Genomic DNA, 14,719 nt, shown 5'->3' on the forward strand with positions numbered 1-14,719 from the left:
TGGAAAGGATTCAAATTCAGTCAACACGGGTACAGTTATCAAGAGTCAATGTATCGATCATAGAGGGGGAAATCTCATGCGTGCCACATTTAAGACAGGTGTCATTTTAGGTGGATTAGCAGCGATTGGAACAATCGCATATCAACAATATCAACAACGGAAAACATCATCTGACGATATTGACCATCGACCAAGTGTTGATGCGAAGCGCGATCCGGCAGAAGTTGGTTTAACGCAACTGGACTCCATTCATCGCGCTGACTGGCAAGCGAATGGATTTCCACAAACACATGCGGAACTCGAACGTCTAGAGCAAGAAGAAGACTAAAAAACACGTCTCTCGAATGAGAGGCGTGTTTTTTGAATCAAGCACTCGTTGTGACAAGGGCATGTGTCCGTTCACTGTGTGCCGTAATTGTTCGTCCGTCTGTTGTCTGCATATAAATGTCGTAACCTCCGAAATCAACGCGCTTAAAGCGGGTTGCCTCGCTTACGATGTGTTTGAATGTTTCGATTAAAGAATATGTCATCGTTCGTTCCTCCCTTTATTTCTTCAAAACAAAATAAGTTATAATCAACTCCGAATATTACTATTCCCATTAACTTGAAGAAATAAACATTAGAAATGAATCTTTTTTTCTTCTTGTTATGAAACGCGTTTCATACATTATGATGAGTGCAGACGGTGCGTTACCGAGTTTGGGCGTTAACCGATATAGGGATTCTACAATAAAAAAGACAAGGAGCTGGTCGTGACCAGCTCCTTGTCTTTTTTAATTATAGCTCTACGTTATGATAAACCTGTTGAACATCTTCCAAGTCTTCAAGTGCATCAATCATTTTCTCGAATTGTGCAACGTCGTCTTCAGACAAAGCGACTTCATTTTGCGCCAGCATGACGAGTTCAGCAAGTGAGAACTCTGTAATACCTGCAGCTTTTAACGCTTCTTGAACAGCATGGAACTGTTCCGGCTCGGCATAGATGATGACAGACTCGTCTTCTTCGAGGATATCGCGGACATCAATATCCGCTTCCATCATCAATTCTAATACGTCATCTGCCGATTTTCCTTCAAACGCAAAGATAGCAGTCGCATCGAACATGTAAGCGACGGATCCACTAACGCCCATGTTTCCGCCATTTTTGCCAAACGCAGCGCGGACGTCTGAAGCTGTCCGGTTGACGTTGTTCGTCAATGTTTCAACAATTACCATTGAACCGCTTGGTCCGAATCCCTCATACCGAAGCACATCGTAGTTTTCTTCCGCTCCACCTTTTGCTTTTTCGATTGCGCGATCGACGATTGCACGGGGAACGTTATATGTCTTCGCTCGTTCTAAAACGACCTTCAATGCTTGGTTAGATTCAGGATCTGGTTCTCCTTGTTTTGCCGCTACGTAAATCTCACGACCGAACTTTGCGTAGATCCGACTCGTATTTTTGTCTTTTGATGCCTTTTTTTCTTTAATGTTATTCCATTTACGACCCATTTCGTATCCACTCTCTTTCCGTAATGTCAGAAATCCGTGATTTCCTATGCGTTATCAGTATACCTTAAACTACCTGACAGACTGAACTAAAATGTCGGTGGAACAGTTGAATTTCCTTTAAAAACGTTTAGGTGAAGCTGAAGAAAGGAACTTTACCGTTAGAGATATATCAATTTAAGGGAGAGTGGCAGAATTTGAATCAAGCTGGGGTAGTTCATCGCGCATTATCACCATTCGTTTATGCCTATGATCAAAGGACCGTCCATATTCGACTTATGACGGCTAAGGATGATGTTCGTGAAGTAAATTTAATTCATGGTGATCCCTATGAATGGGAAGCAGAGAAGGAAGAAGATCGCGATTGGAATTTTGATCCGGAGAAAGAGAAGTCATGGAAAGTACAGCGAACACCGATGCAATACAATGGAAGTGACGCAACGTATGACTACTGGTTCGTTGCAATCCGTCCAGTACGAAAACGTGTACGATATGGGTTTGAAGTGCATGGTGATACGACAGCTGTGTTAACGGAGCGTGGCTGGTATGGCGAAGCACCACTTGATCATCCGGGCTACTATTTTTCCGTCCCGTACGTTCATGCGACGGATGTCTTTGATACACCGGACTGGGTCAAAGACACGGTCTGGTATCAAATTTTCCCAGAACGATTCGCAAATGGAGATCCAACGAATGATCCTGCGGGAACGAAAAAATGGGGGAGTGAAGCGCCAGCTTTTCAAAATTTCTTTGGTGGAGACTTTCAAGGGGTCATCGATCATGTCGATCACTTAAAACGACTCGGTGTCACTGGTGTCTATTTCTGCCCTGTTTTTGAAGCGCCATCGAATCATAAGTACGACACACTCGATTATTTGAAGCTCGACCCGGCATTCGGAGACGAGGAAACGTTTCGTAAAATGATTGGGATGTTGCATGAGAACGGTATCCGTGTGTTACTTGATGCCGTCTTCAATCATATTAGTGAAGAGCATCCAGCATTCCAAGACGTCTTAAAAAATGGACAAGACTCGAAGTACGCCAATTGGTTCACTATTGATTCGTTCCCAGTCGATCCGTCGCTTCCGAATTACGAAGTGTTTGCCTTTGAACGGAACATGCCTAAGTTGAATACTGCTCATCCGGACGTAAAACAATACTTGCTCCATGTCGGACGCTACTGGGTTGAAGAATTCGGAATCGACGGTTGGCGTCTTGATGTTGCTAGTGAAGTCGATCATGCGTTTTGGCGTGAATTTCGTAAGGAAGTTCGGGCTGCGAACGGCACGTGCTATATCGTCGGCGAATGCTGGACGGATTCACAACCGTGGTTACTTGGCGATCAATTCGATGCTGTCATGAATTACGGATTAACAGAGAGTTTTCTCACTTGTTTTGCGACGGGCGAGACAACTGTCCGTGATTTCTCATACGCGGTCAGCCGGAATCTAAACTGGCACTCTCAAAACGTCAACGAAGTGATGTTTAACTTAATCGACTCACACGACACACCACGTGCATTAACACGGGCGAAAGGCAACGTCGACCGGATGAAATTACTTTTCGCTACATTATTGACGTTTCCTGGTACACCGGTCATTTATTACGGTGATGAGATTGGAATGACCGGAGGGCAAGATCCTTCCAATCGTGCCTGTATGGAGTGGGATGAGACGAAGCAGAATCATGAATTATTTGACTATGTGACACGATTAATTGCACTTCGAAAAGAGCACCCGATTTTAGCAAATGACGGAACGTATCATTTTCAGTTAGCTGACGAGTCCAAACAACTTATGGTGGTCGAACGACGTCAGGGCGACCATGTTTATTTGCTTGCAGTCAATGTAAGCGAAGAAGTACAGATTTTTTCGCTTGAAGGAACATTTAAGAATCTATTTGACGAGACAACGGCGTCAGAAGCTGTTCAAATACCGGCTTTGTCGGCCGTTATTTTGCGACAACTTTAAGGGGAAGTACATGCTTTAAAAAAGCAAGACATGGACAAGTTGTCCACGTCTTGCTTTTTTAAAGCATGATTTTTCAAGAACGAAACGGATGAATCAACAATCCACTTCGTAGTTTTGGTTCGAACCAAGTCGATTTTGGTGGCATGACTTCTCCCGCATCAGCTACTGTCATCAAGTCTTCAATCGAGGTCGGATGCAAGTGAAAGGCAACTGCCGCACGCCCGGCATCGACAAGCTGTTCGAGTCCGTCATAGCCTTTATGACCACCGACGAATTGAATACGCGCATCTGTCCGTGGATCTTCAATGCCAAGTAACGGTGTGAGGAGCTCTTCTTGAAGAATCGAGACGTCTAGGTTCGCCTTTGTCCCTGTTCGCTCAGAAACGTACGTGAGCGTATACCATTGTCGATTGAGGTACATTTCGATTTGATGTTGCTTTGTTTGTTCAGCACGTCCTTTTGCGATTGTAAACCGATGTGCTAAGCGTTCAAGGAAGTCAACGACAGATTGACCATATAGATCTTCAATGACACGATGGTACCCGAGGATTCGTAATTCATCTTGTGGGAACGAGACACCGAGAAAGCGCTGTGCCTCCTCTTGATTAGTTTGGCTAGCAGCGATGGCAGCAGCTGCAGCGCGATGGTGACCATCGGCGATGTAGAGAGCATCGTGTCGTGCAAACTGGCTACCAATTGTCAACAGATGATTTCGGTCGACCACTTTGAAAACCCGGTGCGTGATCCCGTCAACTGTAAAATCATATAGTGGATCACCGGCAGTAATCGTCGTGACGATCTCTTGCAGTTGGGTATCCGTTTGATGGGCGAGCAAAATTGGACCTGTGTGAGCCTCTAGATGTTCGACGTGACGGACACGATCGCGTTCTTTATCCGGACGCGTGAATTCATGTTTACGAATTTGATTCGTCTCGTAATCATCGACGGCAACACAACCGACGAAACCAGATTGCGTATGTGTCCCATCTGATAATTGATAAATATAATACGTCTCGTCCGGATCGAGTTGTAAGATACCATTCGTCTGACTCTCTTCAAAAGCAAGAGTTGCTTGTTGATAAACGCGTGGATCGTCTTCGGCAATGAGCGAAGGAAGTGTTGCTTCTGCTTTATCAATCCGTAAAAAAGACAGTGGACGTCGACGAATCTCAGCGCGTGCTTCCTCGCGGGAATAGACATCATAAGGTAAGGCAGAAAAGTCTGCTGCATACTTTGAATCCGGTCGTAACGCCGCAAAGGGTTCGAATGTTGGCATGGGATCACTCCTTTTAAAGTAGGCGTGTTTTCAAGACGCCAGGAATTTGATTTAGACGGTCGAGCGAGATCGTCTCTTCCGCATGATTATCGATATCGATGATTGTATAAGCAATCGCATCTTTACTTCCGTTGATCATATTCGCGATATTGATGGATTCTTGTGCTAATACGGATGCGATTTGACCGACCATGTTCGGAATATTGTGGTGAGCAATCGTGATCCGTCGTTTTCCAGTGTACGGTAACTCAACTGCAGGGAAGTTGACAGCATTACGAATGTTTCCTGTCTCAAGAAATAGCCGGAGCTGATCGACAGCCATGATGGCACAATTCTCTTCCGCCTCACTCGTTGATGCGCCGATATGCGGTAACGGAATCACCCGTGGAAGAGATAAAATAAAGGCATTTGGGAAATCGGTCACATAGTTGGCAAGGCGACCGGATCGAAGAACATCGGCTAACGCCTGTTCATCGACGAGTTCTCCACGCGAGAAATTGAGTAACGTCGCACCGTGCTTCATTTTCGAGAAGAGTGCAGCATCTAATAAACCAGTCGTTGCGTCAACGAGCGGGAGATGTAGCGTGATGTAGTCGCTTGTCGCGAGTAACTCTTCTAGTTGCGTCGCGCGGTGAATTTGATTCGAGACACGCCACGCCGATTCGACCGACATGTGTGGGTCGTAACCGGTAACCGTCATACCAAGCTCGTGAAGGGTGTTAGCTAAGCTCGCACCAATCGCTCCAAGTCCAACGATTCCGATTCGTTTCCCCAGTAATTCTGTTCCGACGAACTGCTTTTTGTTCGCTTCGATTCGTTCCGGAATATCCGGTCCGCGTAGATTATTCGTCCAAAGTAGACTCGGGACGAGTTTTCGTGCGGTCAGGAATAAGCTTCCGATAACAAGTTCCTTGACGGCATTGGCATTGGCGCCAGGTGTCGAAAAGACTGGAATTCCACGATTAGCGAGTTGATCGAGCGGAATCGTATTGACACCGACGCCAGCACGGGCGACAGCTTTTAGACTGTCGGGAAAACGCATATCATGCAAATCCTTACTGCGGACGAGAAAAGCATCTGGATTTTCTGACTCGCGCTGAACGTGATAGTCTTCTGTAAATCGTTTTAATCCTTTATCTGATACGTCGTTCCATAATTGCACTTGATACATTTAACGTTCCCCCTGTTCAAAACGGTGCATGATGTGAATAAGTGCTTCGACCCCTTCAGTCGGCATGGCGTTATAGAGACTCGCACGCATTCCGCCAATCGAGCGATGTCCAGCAAGGTTAATAAGATTGTGGCGTTCGGCGAAAGCTAAGAAGGTAGCGTCTTCCGTCTCGCTTCCGGTCGAGAATGGGAGGTTCATTCGACTTCGATCCTTTACGGCAACATGATTATGAAAGACAGTCGACTGATCGATTGCTTCATATAAGAGTTGTGCTTGTGAGGCATTTCGCGCTGTGATCGTCTCAAGTCCTGTCTCCTCAATCCACTCGAGCACCAATTTCGTCATATAAAGACTAAACGTTGGCGGCGTATTGTAAAGAGAACGCTGTTTCGCATGGATATCATACCGTAAGTAGGCACCGATCGTATCAGGGACACGATCAAGTAAGTCATTCTTAATGATGACAACTGTCAAGCCGGCGACACCTAAATTTTTTTGAGCACCCGCATATAAGACATCAAAGGCTTCGATTGGTATCGGTTCAGACAAAATAGAGGACGAGACGTCGGCAACGAGTGGTACATCGACTTTGGGTGGTGTCTGATATGTCGTTCCTTCTAAAGTGTTGTTCCAAGTAATATGCAGATAGTCGCTTGAAGACGTAAATGGTCCATCCGGAATAAAGCGATAACCATCATTTGCGGAAGAGGCGAGGACTTGGACCGTCGCATACTGTTTGGCATCCGCAATTGCTTTTGTCGACCAGCCGCCGGTATCAATAAAATCAATCCGTCCCGTCCTAGTCGCCAAATTTTGCGGTAACATTGAAAATTGAAGTGTCGCTCCACCTTGAATAAACAGCACGGAGTACGTATCGGGAATCGACATCAACCTTCGCAATGATTGTTCAGCTGCATCTCGAATCGATTCGAAAATTGGCGAACGATGACTCATTTCAAGAACGGATTGTCCTGAGTTTTCATAATTGAGTAGTTCAGATTGTGCCTTCAATAAGACCGGTGCAGGGAGGACTGCCGGACCGGCAGAGAAGTTATAAACCGTCATGATGGACACTCCTTCTTGAATTTTCAGAAAATATGTACCACTCAAGTGTAACGGAATGAAAAATGAGAAGCAATTCCAACTGTCGATGAATGGAAAAATGAAAATAAAAAGACACCTCTCAATCCGTTACGACGGATCAAGAGATGTCAGTTGACCAAAGTGCCATTTCCAGCCCTCAGTTGTCGCTCGATAGACCGAAACGACACGGAAACGACCGACGTACTGCGTCGTGCCGTATTCAAACCGATCCTCTGTCAAACTATATTGAATCGCTGTATCTTCGAAGTGGTCGATGTATGAAAAATCATCAGTTCGTGACAACCAGCGAATGTTTTCTGGATCGACATAATGATCGAGATACGTCTCAGCATCAAACGACCGACCTAAAGCATCGATAAATGTAAATTCAGGCGACAACAGGTGAGAGACTTGTGTCAAATCTCCTTTTAGCATCGATTCTTGCAACTGATGCATGGTATTCTCGAGCGTCATAAAAAAACTCCTCTCTTCTTGAATCGTCAGTGTAGCACATTTAGACACAAAAAAAGACCCTGCCAAAGCAGGGTCTAAAGGAAATTAAAGTTTTACAACGTTAGTTGCTTGTGGTCCACGTTGGCCTTCTTCAACTTCGAAAGAAACCTCTTGACCTTCGTCAAGTGATTTGAAACCTTCAGATTGGATTGCTGAGAAGTGTACGAATACGTCGTCTCCGCTTTCGCGCTCGATGAAGCCGAATCCTTTTTCTGCGTTAAACCATTTTACTTTACCTTGTTCCATGTGTATTGCCTCCTGCGTGTGACTGGCACACTGATTATTACTACCGTGATCAATTTCATCGAATATAAAGTGAAACACTTCGTATCTCCACCGAACAACAATAATTACTTAATAATATAGCATGCCTGTATCGAAAAAGAAAGGACAAAACAAAAAAAGAACAAACTAAGCTGTTCTTCTCTAAATAAATCATTGATTTAAAGGGTTCATTCTACCCGTGTCGAAAAAATATAACGTGTTCTTTCACCGTGTCGGAGTAGCTTCTCTTTTGTTACTTAGTTGCCGTAATGTATGCAAAATAAATCCTTGGAAATTTGGATATCGGGCTGGTTGTTCCCAAACGGTGCGGAATAATTCGGTCATTGCAGAATGGATGAGTGCTTCATCGACTTGTGTACGACGAAATAAAAGAAAGAGTGTTTTTTCATAACGATCATATAATCGTTCAAGCGCGACAGGATCACGCCGTTTGATTTGATGAAGCAAATCAGTGTCTGAATACATAGGTCACTCCTTCTTCGACAGTTTTCTCTATAGTATGCTGTCACTGTAATGTAATGAACTATTATGTAGATTCCCGCTAGAAAAATTATGAAACACCCAAACTTCTTGAACTAAAGATAATGACCTAAAGGAGGAATAATGATGTTACCGATTTACATTCGTCCGTATATTCTCGAGGACGCAGCAACTATTCTTGAAATGAACTTGCGAAACCGCGAACACTTCGAACACTGGATGCCGGTTAAACCGTTGCCTGAACAGTATACAGTCGAAGGACAGCGGGAACGGATACAGCGCCATCAAGAGTTGATGAAACAAGATGCGTATTATGCTTACGGTGTTTTTTTATCAGAAACGGATCAATTGATTGGGGATGTCTCAGCGATGTTCATCCAGCGGGGACCGGCAGAAACGTGCATGATCGGCTATCAGTTGGATGCTTCCTTCTCAAGACGAGGGTACATGGCTCAAGCGGTCGGATTGTTCGTGGATCACTTATTTGATGTTCATCAGTTCCACCGGATTCGTGCTGAAGTCATGCCAGCAAACATCGGATCGATCCGTGTTCTTGAAAAAGTCGGATTTCGTCAAGAAGGAATAGCAAAGCAAAATCTCTTCATCAATGAAGCATGGGAAGATTTTATTCTGTTTGCTCTATTAAAAGAAGACCGGGAGGAGTTACGTCATGCCAATCTCTGATTATTATGCTAATCTACGGCAACATGTCGGAACACAACGTCTGTTTACACCATGCGTCGCAGCAATCATCCGTAACGAAGCGGGTCACATCCTATTCCAAGATCCAGGTGGTCCATTTTGGAGTTTGCCTGCCGGGGCGATTGAACTAGGGGAATCTCATGCACAAGCCGTCATTCGCGAAGTTTATGAAGAAACGGGTCTATTCGTTCGACCCGTCCGCCTGATCGCGACATTCGGTGGGGAGTCGTTTCGCTTTACATATCCAGACGGAAACGAAGTTGAATATGTAGCAACGGTATTCGAGTGTGAAGTAGTCGGTGGAACGCTTGAAGCAATCGATGGGGAGTCCGAGCAACTGGCTTATTTTCCGAAAAATGAGCGTCCGCCACTTGCGTTGCCTTATCCCGATCAAGTGTTTGAGAAATCAGAGGCAACAAGTTATTTCGAGTGGGAAGAGCGCTGGTTGATTGATTTACAACAACAAAACCTTTAAAAACCGAACGTTATTTTATTTATGACTAAAAAAGTTCATGAAAAACCTTAAAAACACGAAAATTTCTTTGACAGCGTAATAGCAGTTCGATATAGTAGTCAAGGGGCGAATGATTATCGCCATTATTTAAAAAATATTCGTAATTAGAGGTGTTTTTCATGGATGTAGTATTCGATTATGAAGATATTCAATTAATTCCAGCGAAATCAATCGTTGGTAGCCGTTCGGAATGTGATACGTCAGTGGAATTCGGTGGCCGTCGTTTTAAGCTTCCGGTCGTACCGGCAAACATGCAAACGATCATTGATGAATCAATTGCGATATTCTTAGCAGAAGGCGATTATTTCTATATCATGCACCGGTTCGAACCGGCACGTCGTCTCGCATTCGTTCGCATGATGCAAGAGCGTGAACTGTTCGCTTCGATTAGTGTTGGCGTCAAAGAAGAAGAATATCAGCTGATTGAACAGCTCGCAGCAGAAGGATTGGTTCCTGAATACATTACAATCGATATCGCGCACGGTCATTCAGAAGCCGTCATTCAGATGATTCGTCACATCAAGTCACTTCTACCGGCAAGTTTTGTCATCGCTGGTAATGTCGGTACACCGGAAGCGGTTCGCGAATTAGAAAACGCGGGAGCAGACGCAACAAAAGTAGGCATCGGACCGGGGAAGGTCTGTATCACGAAGATTAAGACAGGATTCGGTACGGGCGGTTGGCAGCTAGCGGCACTTCGTTGGTGTGCGAAAGCGGCAAGTAAACCAATCATCGCTGATGGTGGTATTCGGACGCATGGGGATATCGCAAAGTCAGTTCGATTCGGTGCTTCGATGGTCATGATTGGTTCCCTCTTTGCAGGACATGAAGAATCACCAGGTGAGACACATGAAGTGGACGGAGTGCTCGTCAAGGAATACTTCGGCTCGGCGTCTGAGTTCCAAAAAGGGGAACGTAAGAACGTTGAAGGAAAGAAAATGTTCGTCGAACATAAAGGTAGTCTGACAGATACGTTGATCGAGATGGAGCAAGATCTGCAATCAGCGATTTCGTACGCTGGTGGGAACAAACTGCAAGCGATTCGTACGGTCGATTATGTCGTCGTCAAGAACTCAATCTTTAATGGTGATAAAGTATTTTAATAAAATGAGTCTGCTCTTAATGGAGCGGACTTTTTTTATTTCCTTAGCATAACTCTTCCATAGGAGGGGTATACATCATATGGACCTAAAGATTCGGAATATTTTGGATAGGGAGTGATTGACATGTTATTTGAAACGACATCGTACTTAATCGAAAAATTCGCCACCGTTCGGAATCAAACGATTGCCTTGATTGAACCGCTTGAAGCAGAAGATTTTGTCATTCAAGCCAGTTCGGACGTTAGTCCACCAAAGTGGCACATTGCACATACGACATGGTTTTTTGAACGGATGATTTTACAAGAATATAGTGAAGGTTATCAAGTCTACCATCCAAAATACAATTATTTATTTAACTCGTACTACAACTCAATCGGTCCTTATCAACCCCGACAGCAACGAGGGATGTTATCGCGTCCGACGGTCGAGGACATCATCGCTTACCGGGCATATGTCGATGAACAGATGGTCGAGTTCTTGAAGCAAGAACGGACACCGGAAGACCAACAGAAAGTGGAGGCGCTAGTTGAGATGGGGCTCCAACATGAACAACAGCATCAGGAACTGATTTTGATGGACGTGAAGTATAACTTTTTCACAAATCCTCTTTTACCTGCCTATCAGTCAAAGACGATGACAAAAGACGCACCTGCAACAGCGGTTAAAGAAACATCTTTTATTCCATTCGAGGAAGGACTCGTTGAGATTGGTCACACAGGAGACGGTTTTGCATTTGACAACGAAAGTCCGCGCCATAAAACATGGCTTCATCCGTTTGAATTAGCGACGCGTCCCGTCACAAACGGGGAATATTTGGCGTTCATTGAAGCAGGTGGTTATGAAAAATCGGAGTATTGGTTGTCGGATGGCTACGCGACTGTCCAAAAAGAAGGCTGGAAAGCACCTTTATATTGGATGAAGGATGAAGCGGGGGATTGGACGATCTTTACGATGAATGGCGTCGCACCACTTCGACTTGACGAACCGGTCTGTCATGTCAGCTTTTATGAAGCGGACGCTTATAGTCGTTACCAAGGGAAACGGTTGCCGACAGAAGCGGAGTGGGAATGGGCTTCTCGCCAAGTCGATTCCGTAACAAAACGAAATATGATGGGAAATGGAACGTTCCATCCCGTAGCAGTCGAAGAATCAGAGACGACGCTTGCGAGTATGTTCGGAAACGTCTGGGAATGGACGTCTAGTCCGTATAGTTCTTACCCTGGCAGCAAACCGCTTGAAGGGGCACTTGGCGAGTACAACGCGAAGTTCATGTGTAATCAGATGGTATTACGTGGTGGTGCTTGCGTGACGCCGGATGATCATATTCGCGAGACGTATCGTAACTTCTTCCCACCCGATAAACGCTGGTTATTTGGCGGCTTCCGATTGGCGGGTGACATGTGATGCGAGAGACAGTCATTGGCTACGATTTATATACGCCGCAACAAAACATGCGCTTAGAGGTCATCGACGGTCTGATGCGCGAGCAGAAGGTCTTACCAGCAAAATATTTTTATGATCACATCGGATCTCAGTTGTTTGAACAGATTACGCATCAACCGGAATATTATCCGACACGAACGGAAATCGCTATTTTAGAAAACTATCGAACAGAAATCGCTCGCAGTATTGGCGATGTGCATACGTTAATTGAGTACGGTAGTGGGAGTAGCCGTAAAATCCAGATGTTACTGGAGACATTCACACATCTCGATACCTATATGCCCATCGATATCTCAAAAGACTTTTTAATGGAGTCCGCGCGCCAACTCTCTGAACGATATCCTGCTTTACACATCAAGGCCGTTTGCGGTGATTACTCGCAATCAATTTCTTTACCAGTCGAGGAATCACAAAAACGTGTCATCTTTTTCCCAGGTTCGACGATCGGAAACTTTGAGCCAGAGGAAGCGATGCGCTTTTTACGTCATTCGTCGCGGATACTCGAAAGTGGCGATGGATTTTTGATTGGCGTCGATCTGAAAAAATCGACTGATGTCCTTGAACGTGCCTATAACGATGCAGCAGGTGTTACGGCAGCGTTTAACTTGAATATGTTGACGCATTTGAACCAGATGCTCGATGGAACGTTCGATATCACTCGTTTTGAACACCATGCGTTCTATAATGAGGAAAAAGGACGTATTGAGATGCACCTTCGGAGTCAGTTGGACCAGCTCGTACAAGTGGGCGACGTGACGGTTCCATTTAAACAAGGAGAAACGATCCATACGGAAAACTCCTACAAATATAGTAAAGAAGAGTTTGAGATACTTGCCCGTCAAAGTGGGTTCCATCCGGTCAACTGCTGGATGGATGCCGATGAACGATTCAGCGTACACTATCTAGAAAAAATGTAATAGACTGATGTTTTACTAAGTAAAACACTCCCATATGTAAGCTTCCATTTAGAAGTGACATAAGGGAGTGTTTTTTCAAAAATTGAATTGGCATTACTCGACACGAGCACCTTCCGGAATCGGGTGTTCTGGTACGACGAGAATCGGCATCCATTGTTCCGCTCGCCCGATCTCAAGTAACCGACCAGATTCTTCAGGGATACGACCAGGTATATTTAACACGGCGATTGCTTGTTTTCCAAGTAATTCATGGACATCTGGGCGAAGTGATTCCCAAGCAAGCGAAAAACGACGCGTGAATCCGTCGAATTGTAGTTCAAGCTGAACCATTCCGTCTGCGTAGTCTGAGATGGAAAGGATCGTCCCGACACGTAGATCTAAAGCATTGAATAAATCAAGAGAAACGACTGGTTTCATAGACAATGGTGTACTTCCTTTCAGAGACATGTAGTCAGGATTCGATTGGTACGTAAGTTGGTTCATAAGTCGACCATTCAATATCAGGCGTTTGGTGGCTCGCAAGCTTCGCTAGTTGGCTACCGAGATACGGTCCGATCGTCAAACCGGATGCCCCAAGACCGTTCGCTAAAAACACATTCGGATGGTCTTGAAGAGGACCGATCACGGGCAATGAATTTTTCGTATACGGGCGCAAGCCGATGCGAAGTTCGTCGATCGTTGTTTCTTCGAGACTCGGTAAGACGGGTAAAGCCCGATTCAATAAGGCGTACATCCCCTTGACGGTCGGTTTCAAGTCATAGTCGATCTGTTTTTCATGCGTTGAACCGACAATCAGTTTTCCTTCATGGATTGAGACGAGATACAAGCCGCGCTGACCCATGATGACGGGCCAAGTCGTAGATGTCGAATCGGTCAAGTCGAGCTGAAGGATCTGTCCCTTTTCCGGATGTAAATCAATTTTAAGATCAAGCGGACGAAGGAGGTCGTTTAACCAGACGCCGGCCGTTAATATGAATTGATCAGCTGTGTATTGCTTGTCGTCGATTTCAATCCCTGTAACGACCCCGTTGTCTATGACAAGAGACGCATCTCCGTTCATTATGGTTGCACCATGCTCAACAGCGCCACGGATCAAAGCAGCACATAAGGCACGACCGTCAACACGAGCGCCACCGGAAACGAACAAGGCATCTTCAATCTGTTCGACGAGCGGGAAGAGCGCTTTGACGCGGTCTTGGTCGAGTCGCTCGATGCGTTCGATGGCAGGAGCTTCTGGTAAACGATTATGTGCAATCGTCTCCATCTTCTCGATTTTTGATGTTTCATGCAGGGCAATCGTTCCAACTTGTTGATACCCTGTACTCGTTTCACCGAGTGCTTCGAGTTCCGGAATCAGTGTCTTATAAAAATGGGCACCGTTATTCGCTAATTTGTACCATGCCTTATTCCGTCGTTGTGTCATCCATGGACAGATGATGCCTGCTGCAGCATGAGAGGCACGACCGGGTTCCTTTCGATCGACGAGTAAGACGCGTTCACCAGCCTTCGATAAGTGATACGCTGTCGAGGCACCGAGAATTCCGGCACCGATGATAATATGGGTGTACATGAAAAATTCAACTCGATTCTGTTCAATTGGAATATCTTATATTGTAGCAGTAGAAGTTCAAGGCGACTAGCAAGAGCAGGCTTACAATTAGGAGCACATCGAATGATGGGAAATGATGGGGAAAGTGAACCATTTGACGGATCCTGACGTATACTAAACATACAGTTTTTTAAAACTGTGATTTAGATGATTAAAAACAGTTGA

17 protein-coding genes are annotated in these 14,719 nt (G+C 45.1%); 7 read left to right on the plus strand and 10 right to left on the minus strand.

The window, feature by feature from the left end:
* The first annotated feature begins 76 nt into the window (after positions 1 to 76).
* A complete protein-coding gene (locus tag ACV3PA_RS09380) occupies positions 77 to 328 on the plus strand; it encodes a hypothetical protein (RefSeq protein WP_053453574.1) in 252 nt (83 codons plus the stop codon).
* 37 nt (positions 329 to 365) lie between these two features.
* On the opposite strand, the gene ACV3PA_RS09385 is transcribed toward ACV3PA_RS09380, so the two are convergent.
* Both ACV3PA_RS09385 and ACV3PA_RS09390 read right to left on the minus strand, forming a co-directional pair.
* Positions 366 to 530, minus strand: coding sequence for a hypothetical protein (locus ACV3PA_RS09385; protein WP_456124493.1), 165 nt, complete (start codon positions 528 to 530; stop codon positions 366 to 368).
* A gap of 247 nt (positions 531 to 777) precedes the next feature.
* Positions 778 to 1,491 (minus strand): YebC/PmpR family DNA-binding transcriptional regulator, encoded by a 714-nt coding sequence (locus tag ACV3PA_RS09390; protein WP_053453572.1) that lies wholly within the window; start codon positions 1,489 to 1,491, stop codon positions 778 to 780.
* 194 nt (positions 1,492 to 1,685) lie between these two features.
* On the opposite strand from ACV3PA_RS09390, the gene ACV3PA_RS09395 reads away from it, so the two are divergent.
* Positions 1,686 to 3,458: a glycoside hydrolase family 13 protein gene (locus ACV3PA_RS09395; RefSeq protein ID WP_456124494.1), complete on the plus strand. Its 1,773-nt coding sequence runs from the start codon at positions 1,686 to 1,688 to the stop codon at positions 3,456 to 3,458.
* Positions 3,459 to 3,531: 73 nt separating this feature from the next.
* On the opposite strand, the gene ACV3PA_RS09400 is transcribed toward ACV3PA_RS09395, so the two are convergent.
* The 6 genes from ACV3PA_RS09400 to ACV3PA_RS09425 form a co-directional block, all read right to left on the minus strand.
* Positions 3,532 to 4,734, minus strand: a complete 1,203-nt coding sequence (locus ACV3PA_RS09400) for a DUF1015 domain-containing protein (RefSeq protein ID WP_053453570.1) — start codon at positions 4,732 to 4,734, stop codon at positions 3,532 to 3,534.
* A gap of 13 nt (positions 4,735 to 4,747) precedes the next feature.
* Positions 4,748 to 5,905, minus strand: coding sequence for a phosphoglycerate dehydrogenase (locus ACV3PA_RS09405; RefSeq protein WP_053453569.1), 1,158 nt, complete (start codon positions 5,903 to 5,905; stop codon positions 4,748 to 4,750).
* Positions 5,906 to 6,970 carry a 3-phosphoserine/phosphohydroxythreonine transaminase gene (serC, locus tag ACV3PA_RS09410; RefSeq protein WP_456124495.1) on the minus strand — a complete coding sequence of 355 codons (1,065 nt, stop codon included), beginning with the start codon at positions 6,968 to 6,970 and terminating at the stop codon, positions 5,906 to 5,908.
* Between the two features lie 126 nt (positions 6,971 to 7,096).
* A complete protein-coding gene (locus ACV3PA_RS09415; protein ID WP_053453567.1) occupies positions 7,097 to 7,462 on the minus strand; it encodes a nuclear transport factor 2 family protein in 366 nt (121 codons plus the stop codon).
* A gap of 84 nt (positions 7,463 to 7,546) precedes the next feature.
* Positions 7,547 to 7,747 carry a cold-shock protein gene (locus ACV3PA_RS09420; RefSeq protein WP_023468529.1) on the minus strand — a complete coding sequence of 67 codons (201 nt, stop codon included), beginning with the start codon at positions 7,745 to 7,747 and terminating at the stop codon, positions 7,547 to 7,549.
* Positions 7,748 to 7,990: 243 nt separating this feature from the next.
* Positions 7,991 to 8,251 carry an RNA polymerase sigma factor gene (locus ACV3PA_RS09425; RefSeq protein WP_053453566.1) on the minus strand — a complete coding sequence of 87 codons (261 nt, stop codon included), beginning with the start codon at positions 8,249 to 8,251 and terminating at the stop codon, positions 7,991 to 7,993.
* Between the two features lie 141 nt (positions 8,252 to 8,392).
* On the opposite strand from ACV3PA_RS09425, the gene ACV3PA_RS09430 reads away from it, so the two are divergent.
* The 5 genes from ACV3PA_RS09430 (at position 8,393) to egtD (ending at position 12,945) form a co-directional block, all read left to right on the plus strand.
* Entirely contained in the window at positions 8,393 to 8,950 is a 558-nt protein-coding gene (locus ACV3PA_RS09430) for a GNAT family N-acetyltransferase (protein WP_053453565.1), read from the plus strand.
* Positions 8,937 to 9,443 (plus strand): NUDIX domain-containing protein, encoded by a 507-nt coding sequence (locus ACV3PA_RS09435; protein ID WP_456124496.1) that lies wholly within the window; start codon positions 8,937 to 8,939, stop codon positions 9,441 to 9,443. Before ACV3PA_RS09430 ends, ACV3PA_RS09435 begins: the two co-directional genes overlap by 14 nt.
* Positions 9,444 to 9,601: 158 nt before the next feature.
* Positions 9,602 to 10,585 carry a GMP reductase gene (gene guaC / locus ACV3PA_RS09440; protein ID WP_053453563.1) on the plus strand — a complete coding sequence of 328 codons (984 nt, stop codon included), beginning with the start codon at positions 9,602 to 9,604 and terminating at the stop codon, positions 10,583 to 10,585.
* 123 nt (positions 10,586 to 10,708) lie between these two features.
* The gene (egtB, locus tag ACV3PA_RS09445; protein WP_456124497.1) at positions 10,709 to 11,989 is read left to right on the plus strand and encodes an ergothioneine biosynthesis protein EgtB; all 1,281 of its coding nucleotides are present in this window, start codon (positions 10,709 to 10,711) and stop codon (positions 11,987 to 11,989) included.
* A complete protein-coding gene (gene egtD / locus ACV3PA_RS09450) occupies positions 11,989 to 12,945 on the plus strand; it encodes an L-histidine N(alpha)-methyltransferase (protein WP_053453561.1) in 957 nt (318 codons plus the stop codon). The genes egtB and egtD overlap by 1 nt, the downstream gene beginning before the upstream one ends.
* Positions 12,946 to 13,038: 93 nt before the next feature.
* Here the strand turns inward: egtD and ACV3PA_RS09455 are convergent, their stop codons facing one another.
* Together ACV3PA_RS09455 and ACV3PA_RS09460 are read right to left on the minus strand one after the other, a co-directional pair.
* Entirely contained in the window at positions 13,039 to 13,368 is a 330-nt protein-coding gene (locus tag ACV3PA_RS09455; protein WP_456124498.1) for a hypothetical protein, read from the minus strand.
* 28 nt (positions 13,369 to 13,396) lie between these two features.
* Positions 13,397 to 14,515: an NAD(P)/FAD-dependent oxidoreductase gene (locus tag ACV3PA_RS09460; RefSeq protein ID WP_053453559.1), complete on the minus strand. Its 1,119-nt coding sequence runs from the start codon at positions 14,513 to 14,515 to the stop codon at positions 13,397 to 13,399.
* Between the last annotated feature and the right edge of the window lie 204 nt (positions 14,516 to 14,719).

This window comes from Exiguobacterium sp. EA-TM-5 (assembly GCF_053878415.1).

Excerpts from the sequence above, each read along its gene's own strand:
- ACV3PA_RS09380 (WP_053453574.1), top strand. The coding sequence starts at position 77 with ATGCGTGCCACATTTAAGACAGGTGTCATTTTAGGTGGATTAGCAGCG.
- ACV3PA_RS09385 (WP_456124493.1), bottom strand. The coding sequence starts at position 530 with ATGACATATTCTTTAATCGAAACATTCAAACACATCGTAAGCGAGGCA.
- ACV3PA_RS09390 (WP_053453572.1), bottom strand. The coding sequence starts at position 1,491 with ATGGGTCGTAAATGGAATAACATTAAAGAAAAAAAGGCATCAAAAGAC.
- ACV3PA_RS09400 (WP_053453570.1), bottom strand. The coding sequence starts at position 4,734 with ATGCCAACATTCGAACCCTTTGCGGCGTTACGACCGGATTCAAAGTAT.
- ACV3PA_RS09405 (WP_053453569.1), bottom strand. The coding sequence starts at position 5,905 with ATGTATCAAGTGCAATTATGGAACGACGTATCAGATAAAGGATTAAAA.
- serC (WP_456124495.1), bottom strand. The coding sequence starts at position 6,970 with ATGACGGTTTATAACTTCTCTGCCGGTCCGGCAGTCCTCCCTGCACCG.
- ACV3PA_RS09415 (WP_053453567.1), bottom strand. The coding sequence starts at position 7,462 with ATGACGCTCGAGAATACCATGCATCAGTTGCAAGAATCGATGCTAAAA.
- ACV3PA_RS09420 (WP_023468529.1), bottom strand. The coding sequence starts at position 7,747 with ATGGAACAAGGTAAAGTAAAATGGTTTAACGCAGAAAAAGGATTCGGC.
- ACV3PA_RS09425 (WP_053453566.1), bottom strand. The coding sequence starts at position 8,251 with ATGTATTCAGACACTGATTTGCTTCATCAAATCAAACGGCGTGATCCT.
- ACV3PA_RS09430 (WP_053453565.1), top strand. The coding sequence starts at position 8,393 with ATGTTACCGATTTACATTCGTCCGTATATTCTCGAGGACGCAGCAACT.
- ACV3PA_RS09435 (WP_456124496.1), top strand. The coding sequence starts at position 8,937 with ATGCCAATCTCTGATTATTATGCTAATCTACGGCAACATGTCGGAACA.
- guaC (WP_053453563.1), top strand. The coding sequence starts at position 9,602 with ATGGATGTAGTATTCGATTATGAAGATATTCAATTAATTCCAGCGAAA.
- egtB (WP_456124497.1), top strand. The coding sequence starts at position 10,709 with ATGTTATTTGAAACGACATCGTACTTAATCGAAAAATTCGCCACCGTT.
- egtD (WP_053453561.1), top strand. The coding sequence starts at position 11,989 with ATGCGAGAGACAGTCATTGGCTACGATTTATATACGCCGCAACAAAAC.
- ACV3PA_RS09460 (WP_053453559.1), bottom strand. The coding sequence starts at position 14,515 with ATGTACACCCATATTATCATCGGTGCCGGAATTCTCGGTGCCTCGACA.